Consider the following 14,739-nt stretch of genomic DNA (forward strand, 5'->3'; position numbering starts at 1 on the left):
GATTCCCTACAGTTCGATATTCATGCCGTCCCAGCTCACTTCGATGCCGGCGGCGCTCAGGCTCTGCCGTTCCGCGGAGTCTTCATTGAGGATCGGGTTGGTATTGTTAATGTGGATCAAGATCTTGCGTTTGGCGGGCAAGGTGCTGAGCAGGGCCGCCAGCCCGTGCTCTTCCGCCAGCGCCAGGTGCCCCATGTCTTTGCCGGTATTGCGCCCCACGCCGGCGTTGGCCAGCTCATTGTCGCGCCAGAGCGTGCCGTCGATCAGCAGGCAATCCGCCCGGCGCAGCCAGGGCATCAAAGCCTCGTCCGGCTCACCCAGGCCCGGCGCGTACAGCAGACCGACCCCGCGCGCGGTATCTTCGATAAACAGCGCCACGTTGTGGCCCGGCAGCGGGCGATCGCGGTACGGCGAATAGGGCGGCGCGTTGCTGAGCAGCGGAATGGCGGTGAAGCGCACGTTTGGGCAGACCGCCGTGTGGAACGGTTCGCCGGGCGTCACCGGGTGATGGATTAACCCGCCGTTCCAGTGAGAGAGCATGGGAAACACCGGGAAACCGGTGCTGAGATCGTCGTGCACTTCGGGGGTGCACCAGACCTGATGCGGGCAGCCCTCACGCAAATTGAGCAAGCCCGCGCTGTGATCGATCTGGCTGTCGGTCAGCACGATCGCGCCGATGCCGGTGCCGCGCAGCACGTCGGGATTGTTCAATTCGGGCGAGGCCAGCAGCTGATGGCAAATGTCCGGGGAAACGTTGCACAGCACCCAGTTTTTACCGTCGTCGCTGACGGCGATGGAAGACTGCGTGCGGCGCGTGGCGTTGATGCTGTGGCTGCGAACGCCCCGGCAGTTGTCGCAGTTGCAATTCCACTGGGGAAAGCCGCCGCCCGCTGCCGAGCCGAGAACTTTTATCTGCATGACTGAACCAGAAAAAGAAGGAAAGAAATGCCCGCGCGAAAGGCGGGCAGACAGGCGATTAACGGTTGGAAATGTACAGCGTCACTTCCAGCCCCAGACGCAGGTCAACAAACTCAGGTTTGGTCCAGGTAGTCATAGCGGTGCTCCTTTGCATGCATCGTGATAGTTCGAAGCCAATGAGAAAAATTCGCATTCGGCTGGCTCAATGTTGACGAAATGTGACGGAGATCGCAACCGTTAAAGCGTAACCGGGTTATTCACCCCAGGTGGCGGAGAGCACGTTCAGCCAGTTGCGCCAGGTCAGCTTCTCCAGCAGCCGGTCGTCAAACCCCGCCTGCTTGAGCGCTTGCGTCAGGCGCGGCAGGCCTGCGGCGTCCTCCAACGGTTGCGGTACGTTAACCCCGTCAAAATCAGAGCCAAATCCCACGCGATCTTCACCAAGTTTAGCGATCAAATACTCAACGTGTTTAACAATTTCTGTTAAGCCTGTCGTTGCACTGTCACGTTTTCCGTCAGCCCGCAGGAAGGCGGTGCCGAAATTGACGCCGACCATACCGTCGCTCTGGGCGATAGCGTCCAACTGCGCGTCGGTCAAGTTGCGCGGTTGCGGGCAGAGGGCGTGGGCATTGGAGTGGGTAGCGACCAGCGGTGCGGTGCTCAACGCGGCGGTTTGCCAGAAGGTTTTCTCGTTCATGTGCGAGACGTCAATCATGATGCGGCGCTGGTTGCAGGCGCGGATCAGCGCTTCACCGGCCGGCGTCAGGCCGGGGCCGGTATCGGGTGAGCCGGGGAACGGCCCGCTGACGCCGGTGCCGAAGGCGTTCGGCAGATTCCAGAACGGCCCGATGCTGCGCACACCCAGCCGATAGAAGGCCGCCAGCTGCGTCAGCGCCGCGTCGATCATGCCGGCGCCTTCGATATGCAGCACCGCGGCGATTTGCCCGTCGAGGCGGCACTGTTCTATCTCGGTAGCCTTGCGGCAGAGGCGCAACTGCCCCTGAGAGGCGCCCTCCAACTGGTGCAGGATGGCTATCTGCCGTTCGGCTATCGCCAGCGGATCGAACGCGGCCTGCGCTTCCTCCAGCGTTTGATTACGCATTTGGGCGATATAGCTGACCGGAGGAATAAACACCGCGAACAGCCCGCCGCAGAATCCGCCGCGCCGCATGCGTGGAAAGTCGAGGTGGCCCGGCGTGACGTGCGAATAAAAGGCGGTGACCGGATCGTCATCGTGCTGCAGCCACAGGTTGAGCAGCAGGTCGTTATGGCCGTCGAACACCGGCCAAAGGGGGGGAAGCGTCATGGGCGTTTCACTGTGTCAGGCATCATGCACGCTATGTTGTACGATCGCGCGAGGGGGAACAACCCCCGCGCGATGAGGGATTTAAAGGCGTATCGACAGCTCGACGTCATCCGCGAACGGCGTGGAGAGATAACCCGACGCCGGAGAACGCACGCGCGCCAGATAATCCGGGCTGTAATCGGCGTTGTCGGCGACGATCAGCGCGCCGGGGCGCAGACGATTTTCCAGCAGCGCGAGGATATCGGGGTAAAGCCCCTTGGCGCCGTCCAGCAACAGCAGGTCGACAGTGGCCGGCAGATCGTCGCGCAGCGTTTCCAGGGCATCGCCCACGCGGATCTCCACCAGATCGACGACGCCGCCTTCGGTCAGGTTGTGGCGCGCCTGCGCCGCTTTGCTCGGTTCAAATTCGCAGGTGATCAACCTGCCGCCGCCGTTGTCGCGCAGCGCGGCGGCCAGGTGCAGCGTTGAAATACCGAACGACGTGCCGAATTCGACGATGTTTTGCGCCCGACAACCGCGCGCCAGCATGTACAGCAATGCGCCGGTTTCCGGCGACACCGCCAGGGGGAAATCCTTCAGGCGATGGTAGAGTTCACGATAGTCGGTTTTACTCTGCATCAGTCGATTTTGCTCTTCGTCAGGCACGTCGCGGAACAGGGCGGCGAGCGCCGGTGAACGGCCGGCGGCCTGCTGGAACAGGGTGCTTAGCAGCGGCGCCAACGGCGCGGTGGTCAGGGTACTCATGGCAAAACTCCCGTAGAAAAAGTGAGCGCGAAAGCGCGTGCCGCTATAATATGACGAACTATTCGCATTTCACTATTCGCATTGGCCGCCCGCTATGACTGAACGCCGCAGTAAGCAAATTTCCTCGAGAAAACAACCGCAACAGGCGCGATCCGCCGAATTGGTCTCCGCCATTTTGACCGCCGCTATTCAGGTTTTGGCGCAGGAGGGCGCCGCGCGTTTCACTACCGCCAGAGTGGCTGAACGCGCCGGCGTCAGTATCGGTTCGCTTTATCAGTATTTTCCCAACAAAGCGGCGATCCTGTTCCGTTTGCAAAGCGACGAATGGCGGCAGACCACCGCCATGCTGAGCGGCATTCTGGCCGATCGAGAGACTGCGCCGTTCGAGCGTTTGCGGTTGCTGGTGCAGACATTTATCCGTTCGGAATGTGAAGAGGCGCAGATGCGCGTGGCGCTGAACGATGCGGCGCCGTTGTACCGCGATGCGCCGGAGGCGCAGGCGGCGAAGACCACCGGCAAAGACATCGTGCAGGTGTTTATGGGCGAAGCGTTGCCCGATGCGGCGGAAGGCGTCCGTACGTTGGCAGGCGAGCTGATCGTCGGCACGCTGGGGGCGGCGGGCAAGCAATTCTCCGAAACGCTGCGCAGCGATGCGGAAATTGTGGCTTATGCCGATGCGATGGCGGACATGTTTTGCGCCTATCTGACCGATTTAAACGGGCGAGAGGCGCCGTAAGGGAATGCTTGGTGACATTGTCACTTGAGGTGCGCGGTGCCTACGCCCGTTGACGGCAAACGGCCAACACCAACTGCCGCAGCCAGCGGTGCTCCGCTTCAGCGTCCAGGCGCGGGTGCCACATTTGCGAGACGGTAATGGGCGGCGTTTTCACCGGCAGCTCGAACATGCGCAGCGGGCCGTCGTCCGGATGAGCATGCAGAAAGGAGGCGGGTAACAGCGCCAGCAGGTCTGAGGCTTGCGCCACCGCCAGCGCGGCCGGAAAGCTCGGCACCACGGCGGCAATCTGGCGCGTCAGCCCCAGCTCCGCCAACGCGGCGTCTACCGGCCCGAGAATGCGCCCGCTGCGCGAGGCCACCACGTGGCCGCAGGCGGCGTACTCGGCGGCGCCTATCTTGGGCCGCTGCGCCAGCGGGTGCGCGCTTCTCATCACGCCGACGAAGCGGTCGCGAAACAGCGCCTGCAGGCGGATTTCCGGCCCCATTTCGCCCAACACGCCAATCTCCAGATCGACCAGGCCTTCACGCAGGGGGCGGTCGCTTTTCTCCGGCTTGGGCGCAAAGCGCAGCCGCGCCCGTGGCGCCTGTTGCGCAGCGGCGGCGATCAGCGCTGGGCCGAAGGCCTCGACGAAGCCGTCGTTGGCGCGCAGCGTAAAGGTCCGGTCGAGCGTAGCGGGATCCAGCGCGTTCGGCGTCGGACGCAGCAGCGCCCGAGCTTCGAATGCCGCGTTTCGCGCCCGTTCGCGCAGCGTTTCGGCATAAGGCGTCAGCACCATATGACGCCCGGCGCGCACCAACAGCGGATCGCCGGTGGCCGTGCGCAGTCGGCTGAGTGTGCGGCTCATCGCCGAGGCGCTTAAACCGAGACGTCGCGCCGCGCCGGCAACGCTGCCCGTCGACAGCAGCGCGTCGAGCGCGGTCAGGAGGTTGAAATCAGGGTCGGTCATGCGTTTATCCTGTGGCGCCGGAAATAAGAGAAGGCGTTTACTGCAGTATATCAGCGTAAGCGCTGTGTCACTTGCTCTCTGATGGGCAATAAAAAAGCCGATAACCAGGGGGTTATCGGCTTTTAATGCGCAGTGGCGGAGGGTTACGCCGGCAGCTGCTGCGCGGTTTTCTCGACCAGCGCCAGCAGCAGCTTGATGTCTTCCAGCGTCACGATCGGGTTCAGCAGCGTCATCTTCAGGCAGGTCACGCCATCGAACTCGGTCACGCCGACGTTGGCGCGGCCCGACTCCAGCAAGGCGTCACCGATGCGCTGGTTGAACAGCGCGACGGCCGCGTCGCCTTTCGCCGCCAGCTGCGCCGGACGGTAGCGGAACAGCACGCTGGCCAGCTGCGGCTGCATCACCAGTTCCAGCGATTCCTGATCGGCGATGTAACGCGCCACCTGTTGCGCCAGCGAGACGCCATGATCGATGATCTCGGCATACTGCTTCTGCCCCAGCGCTTCCAGCCCCATCCACAGCTTCAACGCATCGAAGCGGCGGGTGGTCTGCAGCGATTTGGAGACCAGGTTCGGCACGCCTTGCGCTTCGTCGAATTCGGAGTTCAGGTAGGCCGCCTGATAGCGCATCAGCTCGTAGTGGCGCTCGTCTTTCAGCAGGAAGGCGCCGCAGCTGATGGTCTGGAAGAACTGCTTATGGAAGTCCAGGGTGATGGAGTCCACCAGCTCCAGGCCGTCCAGGTAGTCGCGGTACTGCTCGGAGAGCAGCAGCGCGCCGCCCCAGGCCGCATCCACGTGCACCCAAATTTTCTGCTCCGCCGCCAGCCGCGCGATATCGCGCAGCGGGTCGATCGCGCCGGCATCGGTGGTGCCGGCGGTGGCGACGATCGCCATCACCTGCTCGCCGTTAGCCTTGGCCTGCGCCAGTTTTTCCGCCAGATCGTTCACGTCCATGCGGGCGAAGCGATCGGTTTTCACCAGCGTGACGGACTGGTAGCCGAGGCCCATCAGCGCCATGTTCTTCTGCACCGAGAAGTGGGCGTTTTCAGAACAGAACACTTTCAGCTTGCGCAGATCGCCCACCAGACCGTCCTGCTGCACGGAGTGGCCCTGATGCGCGAAGAATGCATCGCGCGCCAGCATCAGCCCCATCAGGTTGCTCTGGGTGCCGCCGCTGGTGAACACCCCGGCGTCGCCGGGCGGGTAACCGACCTGGGCGCGCAGCCACTCGATCAGCTTCATTTCGATCAGCGTGGCCGACGGGCTCTGATCCCAGGAGTCCATGCTCTGGTTGGTGGCGTTGATCAGCACTTCAGCGGCCTGGCTAATCACCAGGCTCGGGCAGTGCAGGTGCGCCACGCACTGCGGGTGGTGCACCGACAGGCTGTCTTTCAAAAAGTACTCGATGGCGCGCTCGATCGCCGCCTGGTTGCCCAGGCCTTGCGGGGTAAAGTCGAGCTGGATGCGCTCACGCAGTTCGGCAACGCTTTTGCCCTGATACATCTCGGGCTGTTGCAGCCACTGCACGACGGCTTCACTGCTCTGTGCGATCGCCTGGCGGTAAGCCTCGGCGCTGTGCGCCGAGGAAGCCAGAATCGGGTTTAACTTGGACATCGCGGTCATTCGCTCCAATCAGACTGGCTTGACGCCGGCGGCCAACAGCGCCTGCTCAAATTTATCCAGGAAAATACCCAGCTCATCATTGGTGATCAGCAGGGAAGGCAACAGGCGCAGCACACAGCCGTTGCGCCCGCCGCGCTCCAGGATCAAGCCGGATTCGAAGCATTTTTTCTGCAGCAGCGCGGACAGCTCGCCATCGGCCGGGTAGCAGCCCATGTGATCCTGCGCTTCGTTCGGCTTGACGATCTCGATGCCGATCATCAGGCCCAGACCGCGGACGTGACCGATCACCGGATAACGTTTCTGCAGCTCGGCCAGCTTGCCTTTGAGCCATTCGCCCTGAGCGGCCACTTTATCGGCAACCTTATGCTCCTTCAGGTACTGCAGGGTGGTCAGGCCGGTGGCCATCGCCAGCTGGTTGCCGCGGAAGGTGCCGGTGTGGTGGCCCGGTTCCCAGGCGTCGAACTCTTTTTTGATGCCCAGCACCGCGAGCGGCAAGCCGCCGCCGACCGCTTTCGACATCACGATGATGTCCGGCTCGATGCCGGCGTGTTCGAAGGCGAACAGCTTGCCCGTACGGGCGAAACCGGCCTGAACTTCGTCGATGATCAGCAGAATGCCGTGTTCCTGCGTCACTTTGCGAATGCGCTGCAGCCACTCGGCCGGGGCCGGGTTAACCCCGCCTTCGCCCTGAACGGCTTCCAGGATCACCGCCGCCGGTTTACGCACGCCGCTTTCCACGTCGTTAATCAGATTATCGAAGTAGTAGGTCAGCGCCTTGACGCCGGCTTCGCCGCCGATGCCCAGCGGGCAGCGGTATTCATGCGGGTAAGGCATGAATTGCACTTCCGGCATCATGCCGTTGATGGCCGCTTTCGGCGACAGGTTGCCGGTGACCGACAGCGCGCCGTGGGTCATGCCGTGGTAGCCGCCGGAGAAGCTGATCACGCCGGAACGGCCGGTGTGTTTTTTCGCCAGCTTCAGCGCGGCTTCCACCGCATCGGCGCCGGACGGGCCGCAGAACTGCAGGCAGTACCCTTTGCCTTCGCCAGGCAACAGAGAGAGCAGGTAGTCGGAGAAACGATCTTTCAACGGAGTCGTGAGATCGAGAGTATGTAACGGCAAGCCGCTGGTAATGACATTTTGGATGCTTTGCAGGACGTCGGGGTGATTATGTCCAAGAGCCAACGTTCCCGCCCCGGCCAGGCAATCAAGATATTGATTATTCTCAACATCAGTGATCCAAACGCCCTGGGCTTTCGCAATTGCCAACGGCAATTTGCGCGGATAACTCCTAACATTCGACTCAAATTCGGCTTGACGCGCCAAATAGGTTTCATTGTTTCCGTTTAATGAGTTTGCAACTAAAGTATCAATACGGACTTTATCCGTCATCATATCTCTCCTACAACCGAAGGTCTCAAGACGCAACGATTGAATTAATGAATTAGAAAAGTAACTGCCTTGTGAAAAGCGCGACCAATATATGGCTTTTTCGCCTGGGACTCAATAGCCGATTTTGTTTTGAATTGTTTAGTTTTTTCTTAGGTTCATCAATATGTTGTTGATTTGTTGACCGTTGGTTTTGCCGGCAAAAAACAACATTTCTTTAACATTGCGTAAAAATCCTTTTCTGCTTTCCTTTGGCTGCTTCTTTAATGCATTTATTATTAAGGTGAATTTCCGATTAATAACATAAATAGAAAATAGCGGCTTATTTTCATCTATTCACCACCTTAAGTCCTATAGCGGTTATATACACAAAATTTGTGATGAATATAAGCAGTCGAGCGTTAAAAGCGCAGTAGCCAGAGTGGTGATTTCTTGCAGATTTTACGTAGCGCGATCAAAATAGCGGGATTTTTGTGCGGCGCCGGCGTGTCTGCCGGCGCCTCGGTCATTAACGTTGCCGTAACCAGGCATGATAGCGCCGCAGAGTGCGGCGGGTGCGCCATCGATCGATGAGCAGCGACCACAGCGGGGAGTAGCGCACGTTGCGCGTCCGATCGCGGCTCAGGGCGTGCATGCGGCGCTTGATCAGCGCCATGCGGGCGAGCAGCGTCAGCGTTTTGTCGCGCCATTTTACCGGTGCGGGCAGCGCATGAGGGGCTTCGCCGGTTTGCCAGCGGCGCGGCAGATCGGGAATTTCCGCCATGGCGGTGGCGATGCCGACCACCGCGACGCCGCTGTTCAGCACCCGTTGCGCCACCGACGGGCGGGCGATGCCGCCGGTGGTCATCACCGGCATGCGCGCTACTGCGGCGAGATCGCGGGCGAAGGTCAGAAAATAGGCTTCGCGCGCCAGGGTGCTGTCGTCTGCGGCTTCCCCCTGCATCGCCGGGCTTTCATAACTCCCGCCCGACAACTCCACCAGATCGACCGGCAGTTCGTTGAGCATCAACAACACCTGTCGGGCCTCGTCCGGCGAAAAGCCGCCGCGCTGAAAATCGGCTGAATTGAGCTTCACCGCCACGCAAAAGTCTGGCGAGACACGCTGGCGCACCGCGCGCACCACCTCCAGCAGCAGACGGGCGCGATTCGCCAGTTCGCCCCCCCAACGATCGCTGCGCTGGTTGGCCAACGGCGACAAGAACTGGGAGATCAGGTAGCCGTGCGCCGCGTGGATCTGCACGCCGGTAAACCCGGCCTTTTCGGCGGCGTGCGCGCTGGCGGCGAAGCGGGCGATCACCTCGGCAATCTGCGCTTCGCTCATGGCTTCCGGCTGCGCGAACGCCTTGCTGTACTTGCCCATCGCCATCGGAATGGCGGAGGGCGCCCAGGCGTTGCCGCCCATGTTGGCCATCACCTGACGGCCCGGGTGGCTGAGCTGCATCCATACCTGCGCGCCTTCCTGGCGCGAGGCCGCCGCCCAGGTTTTGAACGCCTCGAGCGGCGTATCCTGTTCCAGCACCACGCCGCCGGGGCCGGTCATGGCGCGTCCGTCGATCATCACGTTGCCGGTGATGATGAGGCCGGCGCCGCCGATACCCCAGTGGCGATACAGACGCCATAGCGCGGGGCCGGGCAGTTGGCCTTCATCGGCCAGATTTTCTTCCAACGCGGCTTTGGCCAAACGGTTGGGTAAGCGGCTGCCATTGGGCAGAATCAGCGGGGTAAACATCGGGTACGTTCCTGTCGCAGGGGGAATGGCGCTATACTAGGTTTAAAGTTAACTTTAAGGTCAATAGGGCATGAAAATCGGAGAGTTGGCGGAGCGCGCCGGCATGGCCGCCTCGGCGATACGTTACTACGAACAGCAGGGTCTGCTGCCCAAAGCGGTGCGCGGCGTTAACGGATATCGGGTGTATAGCGAAAGCGCGCTGGAGCGGCTGCACCTGATCCAAATCGGCCAGAATCTGGGGTTCTCGCTGCAGGCGATCCGCGGGGTATTGGCGCTGCAGGGCAGCGCCTATCAGGATGGGTTGATGCAAGGCGTCGACAGCCGGCTGGCGGAAATCGAACGGATGATGGCGACGCTGAACGAGCAGCGTGAGACGTTGATGGCGACGCGGCGTATTCTGTTGGAATCCGGCGTGGCGGGATTATGCCGCGCAAAAAATGAAAAACAGGCCGGTGCGTGGCCGGCCTGCAAAGATTAACGGTGTTTAAAGGCGGCGCGCCCGGCATATACCGCCGCGCTGCCCAATTGGTCTTCGATGCGCATCAGCTGATTGTATTTTTCGATCCGCTCGCCGCGGCACGGCGCGCCGGTTTTCACATGGCCAGCTCGCATCGCAACCGTCATATCGGCGATAAAGCTGTCGACGGTTTCGCCGCTGCGGTGTGAGATAAAGGCGCCCCAGCCATTTGCCTCGCAAAGCTGCACGGCGGCGAAAGTTTCGCTCAGCGTGCCAATCTGGTTCAGCTTGATCAGCGCCGCATTGGCCAATCTTTCATCAATCCCGCGCTGAATGTATTTCACGCTGGTGACGAACAGATCGTCACCGACCAGTTCCACCTGATCGCCCAGGGCGTCGCTGAGAATGCGCCAGCCCGCCCAGTCGTCCTCGGCCAAACCGTCTTCAATCAGCACGATGGGAAAATCTTGTACCAGCCGCTGGTAATAGGCCGTCATCTGTTCGGCATCCAGTTCAGCGTTTTCGCTGCGCAGGCGGTATTTGCCGTTGGCATAGAATTCACTCGAGGCCGGGTCCATGCAAATGGCGATATCGTCTCCCGGTTGATAACCGGCTTTCTCTATCGCCTGCACGATCAGCTCCAGCGGTTGCCGGTTCGAGGCAACCGCCGGCGCAAAACCGCCTTCGTCGCCAACGCCGACCGACAGGCCTTTCTCCAACAGAATTTGGCGCAGCGCCTGATAAACTTCACTGCCCCAGCGCACGGCCTCGCGCAGCGACGGCGCGCCCAGCGGCGCTATCATAAATTCCTGAAAGTCCGCACCTTGCCAGCGGGCATGCACGCCGCCGTTGATGATATTCATGCAGGGCACCGGCAGCAGGTTGGCGCCGAGACCGCCCAGATAACGATACAGCGGCAGCTGCGACAATTGCGCCGCGAGGCGGGCGGCGGCCAGAGAAACACCGAGCAGGGCGTTGGCCCCCAATCGGCTCTTGTTCTCGCTGCCGTCCAGTGCGATCAACCGGCGGTCAATCTCCCCTTGTTGGCGTACATCTACCCCGCGCAGCGCTTCATTGATCGCCGTTTTGACGCTTTGCACCGCCTCCAGTACGCCTCTGCCGCCGTAACGATGCGGATCGCCGTCGCGGTGTTCCACCGCCTCGCGTGAACCGGTGCTGGCGCCGGAGGGAACCGAAGCCCGTGCCACGACGCCCGCCGCAGTCATTTCAACTTCGACGGTGGGGTTGCCGCGCGAATCCAGAATCTCTCTGGCGGTTACGTTTTCAATTTCATAGCTCATGGATGATCACCTCATTCTAGGGAGTGGGCACGTGCTTTATCAGCACGTCGATCGACAAATGGTTAATGAACTCGAAGCCGAAGGAGGCAAAGACGCCGAACGGACGGTTCTGATGGCCGAGCAGCAACAGATCGACGCCTTCACGGGCAATCAGGGCCTCGATGTCTTCGAAGCGGTGAATACTGACAATTGCGCGCACCTCCAGGGGGATTGTGCAGTCTTCCACCAGCCGGCTGAGCATGGCTTTGGCAGCGATCACCTCGCTGGACTGGCGATCTTTGGTTTGTGCATCGCTGAGGTAGTCCAGCTCGGCATAGTCGGCGCTGATGTGCGCCACGGTAATGCGCGTATTCATCTGCTGATTGAGGCGTTCGGCATGGCGTAACAGCAGCCGGCCGTCGCGTTCATCCTGCACCAGCAGTAAAGCATGTTGATAGAGCGACATGACTTATCTCCCTGCGTTAGCAATCTGTAGGGTTAACCACGGTAAAACCTCTTTTTTCCGGCTCGTCATGCCGGGCAGCGACACCTGCCGAATGGCCAGCACCCGGTTCGACGAGAAATACAGGGTAGAGCGGTGGCGGGTGATATCGGTAACCAGCAGCGCGGCCATCTCCAGCCCGGCCTCCTGCTTAGCCTGCTCGAGCGCCTGTTGCAGCGCGGGCAACAGCGGATCGATATCGCTCATAGCCCGCACTTCTATCTGCGACAGCAGCAGCGAGACGCTATGGATGCGGTAATTCTTGGCGTCACGGTGCAGCAACTGCGGGGCGGATTGCCCCGAAAGATCGGTTTTGGCGGCAAGCAATCCGGCGGTGAAGGCGTCATAGTCAACGTGAGAGATTGCGCATAACCGCGCGACCGCCACCCGATCCTGTTCGGTGGTGGTCGGTGCGCTCAGCGCAACGGTATCGCTCAAAATCGCGCCCAGCAGCAGCGTGGCCTGGGCGGAAGAAAGCGGCATCGGCGTATCTGACGTCAGTATGGACAGGATCACGGTGGCGCAACAGCCAACGGCGCGGATCCAGACATCGGGCGGGTTGCGGGTGATCAAGGTGCCCAGCCGGTGATGATCGATAACGCCGACCACATCGCTGTCGGGCAATGAGGCCGGCCCTTGTTCGACGTCGGTAAAATCCACCAGCCAGACTTTGCGGTCACGGAGATCGTCTGTCAGCAGCGCAGGCGCTTGTACGCCGGCGGCGGCCAGTATGTAGCGGGTTTCCGGCGTCAATTCGCCAAGGCGGAAAGCGACGGCCGGTTTGCCGAGGTGATTGAGCCAGTCCGCGACCACCAGCGCGCTGCAGATACTGTCGCTGTCGGGATTTTTATGGCCGAAAACGTACAGCGGCATTTCCCGCACGGCGAGATCAGGCTGGGACGGAAAAGGGGTAATACGTGAGATTTCATTCATAGCGACTCCTGACATACCTGCCTAAAAAATAAAGCGAAGTTGTATATCAGGCGTCATCATCCGGTTCGAGCGAACGCGGCGGTTGGGAAAGGTGGAACACCATCACCTTGTGAACGACTGTAGCGCAGCGCGGTGGCAAACGCAACGCCCGGCAAAGCTGGCGAGAATGCATAATCGGATTGATACTGAGTGAGTCTATGATGGACAAGGATATTTGCCGCTAACCGACGGATAGGCTGAACGGAATCACGCCGGCCGGCTGCACCGGATCCGTGGGTGTCACAATGGGAGTCAACATGCTCGAGCCATGCTTCCCCGAAAACGAAGCCGAACGCCTGTCGGTATTGGATTCGCTGAACGTGCTGGATTCGAACTCAGTAGAAAAGCTGGATCGCATCACGCGGCTGGCTGCGAAATATTTCGGCGTCACCATTGCGCTGGTGTCACTGATCGACCGCGATCGTCAATGGTTTTTATCACGCTATGGCCTGGATGTCCGGGAAACGCCGCGCAACATCTCGTTCTGCGGCCATGCCATCCTGCAACGCGAAGCGCTGGTGGTGCCCGATACCGCGCAGGATCCGCGCTTTTTCGATAACCCACTGGTGGTCGGTGGCCCGCGCATCGGCTTCTACGTCGGGCAACAGCTGCTGTCCCTCGACGGGTTGCCGCTCGGCACGCTATGCATTATCGACAGTCACCCGCAGTCGTTTCCTCAAGATAAACTGGCCGACCTGCGTGACTTCGCCGCGGTGGTGGAAGAGTATCTGCAGAGCATCGAACGCAACGTCTATACCGAAAACCTGAAATCCGATCTGCAGCGCACGGAGGCGTTATTCGAACAGACTTTCTCTCAGGCGGCGGTGGGCATGGCGCTGGTTTCGCTGCAGGGGTATTGGCTGCGGGTCAATCCGCGCATCTGTGAAATGCTGCAATACTCCGAGCGCGAGCTGATGGATCGCACCTTTCAGGACATTACCTATCCGCTCGATCTCAACACCGATCTGGAAAAACTGCAGCAGTTGCTGAGAAACGAGATCGACACCTACTCGCTGGAGAAACGCTATTTCCGCGCCGATGGCACGATCGTATGGGTGGAACTGACGGTGGCGCTCAATCGGCTGCCGAACGGCAAGCCGGATCATTTCATCTCGGTCATCGTCGACATCAGCGAGCGCAAGGCGGCGGAGGCCGACCTGTATGCCTTGCAGCATGAGCTGGAAGAACGCGTCGAAATTCGTACGCATGAGCTTAACGTGGTGGTCAAACAGCTTAACGAAGAGATAGAAACCCGGGTGCTCGCCGAATCTCAGCTCAGTGCGGAAAAAGAACGCCTGCGCGCCATTACCGACAATATGCCGGCGTTAATCAGCCAAATCGACGCCAATGAACGCTACCTGTTCGCCAATAGCGCCTATAAGACCTGGTTTGGTCTGGAAGAGGCCAGCCTGCAGGGCATGACGGTGCGCGAGTTCATGGGGGAAAGCGTGTATCAGATGGCCCGGCCGATGATCGCGCGGGCTTTGGCGGGCGAAATGGTCAGCTTCGAAAACGAATTGCAGACCCAGCAGGGGCTGCTGATGATCCATACCACGCTGGTGCCGTGCGAGGCTCAGGGCTTTTACATTCTCTCCATGGATATCACCGAGTTGAAGCGACTGCAGCAACGATTGGAATATGACGCCACGCACGACATGCTGACCGGGTTGACCAACCGACGCGCATTTCTGCGCCGGTTGTCGGGCACGTTGCAAGCCTGCTGTCATCAGCGGCAGATGGCCCTGTTGTTCATCGATCTCGATGGTTTTAAGGGCATGAACGACAGTTACGGCCATGACTTCGGCGATCTGATCCTGAAGACGTTCGCCAAATTGCTCAGCGCTTGCGCCGACGAACGGCACAGCGTCTCGCGCCTGGCCGGCGACGAGTTCACGGTGATCCTGTGGCCGCTGACAGCGCCGCGGCCTGAGGTCAGCGCGTTTTGCGAAAAGGTGTTGGCGGAGCTGGCCGGTATTTCGCAGATCGGTCAGCAGAAGGTCTGCCTGTCCGCCAGCATTGGCGCCGCTATCTCTGCGAGTGGGGACGTGACGCCGGAAATGCTGCTGGCCAGCGCCGACGGCGCGATGTATCAGGCGAAATCCGCCGGCAAAGGCACTTACGCCATCTGTGAGCTATGAGCC

The 14,739-nt window shown here is 60.6% G+C and carries 14 protein-coding genes and 1 riboswitch; of the genes, 3 read left to right on the forward strand and 11 right to left on the reverse strand.

Annotated features, from left to right (window positions below; genetic code table 11):
• Positions 1 to 6: 6 nt before the first annotated feature.
• From pqqB to ACSBQS_RS08100, 4 genes are all read right to left on the reverse strand, one after another.
• Positions 7 to 918, reverse strand: coding sequence for a pyrroloquinoline quinone biosynthesis protein PqqB (gene pqqB, locus ACSBQS_RS08085; RefSeq protein WP_033643061.1), 912 nt, complete (start codon positions 916 to 918; stop codon positions 7 to 9).
• A 58-nt stretch (positions 919 to 976) separates the two neighbouring features.
• Complete coding sequence (gene pqqA, locus ACSBQS_RS08090) at positions 977 to 1,054, reverse strand: pyrroloquinoline quinone precursor peptide PqqA (RefSeq protein WP_004937827.1); 78 nt, start codon at positions 1,052 to 1,054, stop codon at positions 977 to 979.
• A gap of 117 nt (positions 1,055 to 1,171) precedes the next feature.
• Complete coding sequence (locus ACSBQS_RS08095; protein WP_197666500.1) at positions 1,172 to 2,221, reverse strand: dipeptidase; 1,050 nt, start codon at positions 2,219 to 2,221, stop codon at positions 1,172 to 1,174.
• 81 nt (positions 2,222 to 2,302) lie between these two features.
• On the reverse strand, positions 2,303 to 2,965 hold the full coding sequence (locus ACSBQS_RS08100; RefSeq protein ID WP_033650409.1) for an O-methyltransferase: 663 nt from the start codon (positions 2,963 to 2,965) through the stop codon (positions 2,303 to 2,305).
• A 94-nt stretch (positions 2,966 to 3,059) separates the two neighbouring features.
• Here ACSBQS_RS08100 and ACSBQS_RS08105 point away from each other — a divergent pair, with 94 nt between their 5' ends.
• Entirely contained in the window at positions 3,060 to 3,701 is a 642-nt protein-coding gene (locus ACSBQS_RS08105) for a TetR family transcriptional regulator (RefSeq protein WP_342164690.1), read from the forward strand.
• A 40-nt stretch (positions 3,702 to 3,741) separates the two neighbouring features.
• On the opposite strand, the gene ACSBQS_RS08110 is transcribed toward ACSBQS_RS08105, so the two are convergent.
• The 4 genes from ACSBQS_RS08110 to ACSBQS_RS08125 form a co-directional block, all read right to left on the reverse strand.
• Positions 3,742 to 4,647: a LysR family transcriptional regulator gene (locus ACSBQS_RS08110; RefSeq protein ID WP_047026114.1), complete on the reverse strand. Its 906-nt coding sequence runs from the start codon at positions 4,645 to 4,647 to the stop codon at positions 3,742 to 3,744.
• A gap of 143 nt (positions 4,648 to 4,790) precedes the next feature.
• A complete protein-coding gene (locus ACSBQS_RS08115; RefSeq protein ID WP_147838657.1) occupies positions 4,791 to 6,260 on the reverse strand; it encodes a pyridoxal phosphate-dependent decarboxylase family protein in 1,470 nt (489 codons plus the stop codon).
• Positions 6,261 to 6,278: 18 nt separating this feature from the next.
• Positions 6,279 to 7,661, reverse strand: coding sequence for a diaminobutyrate--2-oxoglutarate transaminase (locus ACSBQS_RS08120; protein WP_071845182.1), 1,383 nt, complete (start codon positions 7,659 to 7,661; stop codon positions 6,279 to 6,281).
• A gap of 505 nt (positions 7,662 to 8,166) precedes the next feature.
• Entirely contained in the window at positions 8,167 to 9,387 is a 1,221-nt protein-coding gene (locus ACSBQS_RS08125; protein WP_197771503.1) for an NADH:flavin oxidoreductase/NADH oxidase family protein, read from the reverse strand.
• Positions 9,388 to 9,457: 70 nt separating this feature from the next.
• Here ACSBQS_RS08125 and ACSBQS_RS08130 point away from each other — a divergent pair, with 70 nt between their 5' ends.
• Positions 9,458 to 9,865: a MerR family transcriptional regulator gene (locus ACSBQS_RS08130; RefSeq protein ID WP_033643072.1), complete on the forward strand. Its 408-nt coding sequence runs from the start codon at positions 9,458 to 9,460 to the stop codon at positions 9,863 to 9,865.
• On the opposite strand, the gene eno is transcribed toward ACSBQS_RS08130, so the two are convergent.
• Genes eno through ACSBQS_RS08145 form a run of 3 tightly spaced genes read right to left on the reverse strand, consistent with a single transcriptional unit; the run spans position 9,862 to position 12,559 of the window.
• Positions 9,862 to 11,145, reverse strand: coding sequence for a phosphopyruvate hydratase (gene eno / locus ACSBQS_RS08135; protein WP_197666499.1), 1,284 nt, complete (start codon positions 11,143 to 11,145; stop codon positions 9,862 to 9,864). The genes ACSBQS_RS08130 and eno overlap by 4 nt on opposite strands.
• A gap of 16 nt (positions 11,146 to 11,161) precedes the next feature.
• On the reverse strand, positions 11,162 to 11,590 hold the full coding sequence (locus ACSBQS_RS08140) for a universal stress protein (RefSeq protein WP_033643074.1): 429 nt from the start codon (positions 11,588 to 11,590) through the stop codon (positions 11,162 to 11,164).
• Between the two features lie 3 nt (positions 11,591 to 11,593).
• Positions 11,594 to 12,559: a DHH family phosphoesterase gene (locus tag ACSBQS_RS08145; protein ID WP_080280835.1), complete on the reverse strand. Its 966-nt coding sequence runs from the start codon at positions 12,557 to 12,559 to the stop codon at positions 11,594 to 11,596.
• Between the two features lie 40 nt (positions 12,560 to 12,599).
• Positions 12,600 to 12,675: riboswitch (Fluoride riboswitch) on the reverse strand.
• 180 nt (positions 12,676 to 12,855) lie between these two features.
• Between ACSBQS_RS08145 and ACSBQS_RS08150 the strand changes: the two genes are divergently transcribed.
• Entirely contained in the window at positions 12,856 to 14,736 is a 1,881-nt protein-coding gene (locus tag ACSBQS_RS08150; RefSeq protein WP_342164682.1) for a diguanylate cyclase domain-containing protein, read from the forward strand.
• The last annotated feature ends 3 nt before the right edge of the window (positions 14,737 to 14,739 follow it).

The organism is Serratia sp. H402Y (assembly GCF_051172415.1).
Classification (GTDB): domain Bacteria; phylum Pseudomonadota; class Gammaproteobacteria; order Enterobacterales; family Enterobacteriaceae; genus Serratia; species Serratia ureilytica.

Bases quoted from the DNA above. Each gene is read 5' to 3' on its own strand.
- pqqB (WP_033643061.1), bottom strand. From the start codon at position 918: ATGCAGATAAAAGTTCTCGGCTCGGCAGCGGGCGGCGGCTTTCCCCAG.
- pqqA (WP_004937827.1), bottom strand. From the start codon at position 1,054: ATGACTACCTGGACCAAACCTGAGTTTGTTGACCTGCGTCTGGGGCTG.
- ACSBQS_RS08095 (WP_197666500.1), bottom strand. From the start codon at position 2,221: ATGACGCTTCCCCCCCTTTGGCCGGTGTTCGACGGCCATAACGACCTG.
- ACSBQS_RS08100 (WP_033650409.1), bottom strand. From the start codon at position 2,965: ATGAGTACCCTGACCACCGCGCCGTTGGCGCCGCTGCTAAGCACCCTG.
- ACSBQS_RS08105 (WP_342164690.1), top strand. From the start codon at position 3,060: ATGACTGAACGCCGCAGTAAGCAAATTTCCTCGAGAAAACAACCGCAA.
- ACSBQS_RS08110 (WP_047026114.1), bottom strand. From the start codon at position 4,647: ATGACCGACCCTGATTTCAACCTCCTGACCGCGCTCGACGCGCTGCTG.
- ACSBQS_RS08115 (WP_147838657.1), bottom strand. From the start codon at position 6,260: ATGTCCAAGTTAAACCCGATTCTGGCTTCCTCGGCGCACAGCGCCGAG.
- ACSBQS_RS08120 (WP_071845182.1), bottom strand. From the start codon at position 7,661: ATGACGGATAAAGTCCGTATTGATACTTTAGTTGCAAACTCATTAAAC.
- ACSBQS_RS08125 (WP_197771503.1), bottom strand. From the start codon at position 9,387: ATGTTTACCCCGCTGATTCTGCCCAATGGCAGCCGCTTACCCAACCGT.
- ACSBQS_RS08130 (WP_033643072.1), top strand. From the start codon at position 9,458: ATGAAAATCGGAGAGTTGGCGGAGCGCGCCGGCATGGCCGCCTCGGCG.
- eno (WP_197666499.1), bottom strand. From the start codon at position 11,145: ATGAGCTATGAAATTGAAAACGTAACCGCCAGAGAGATTCTGGATTCG.
- ACSBQS_RS08140 (WP_033643074.1), bottom strand. From the start codon at position 11,590: ATGTCGCTCTATCAACATGCTTTACTGCTGGTGCAGGATGAACGCGAC.
- ACSBQS_RS08145 (WP_080280835.1), bottom strand. From the start codon at position 12,559: ATGAATGAAATCTCACGTATTACCCCTTTTCCGTCCCAGCCTGATCTC.
- ACSBQS_RS08150 (WP_342164682.1), top strand. From the start codon at position 12,856: ATGCTCGAGCCATGCTTCCCCGAAAACGAAGCCGAACGCCTGTCGGTA.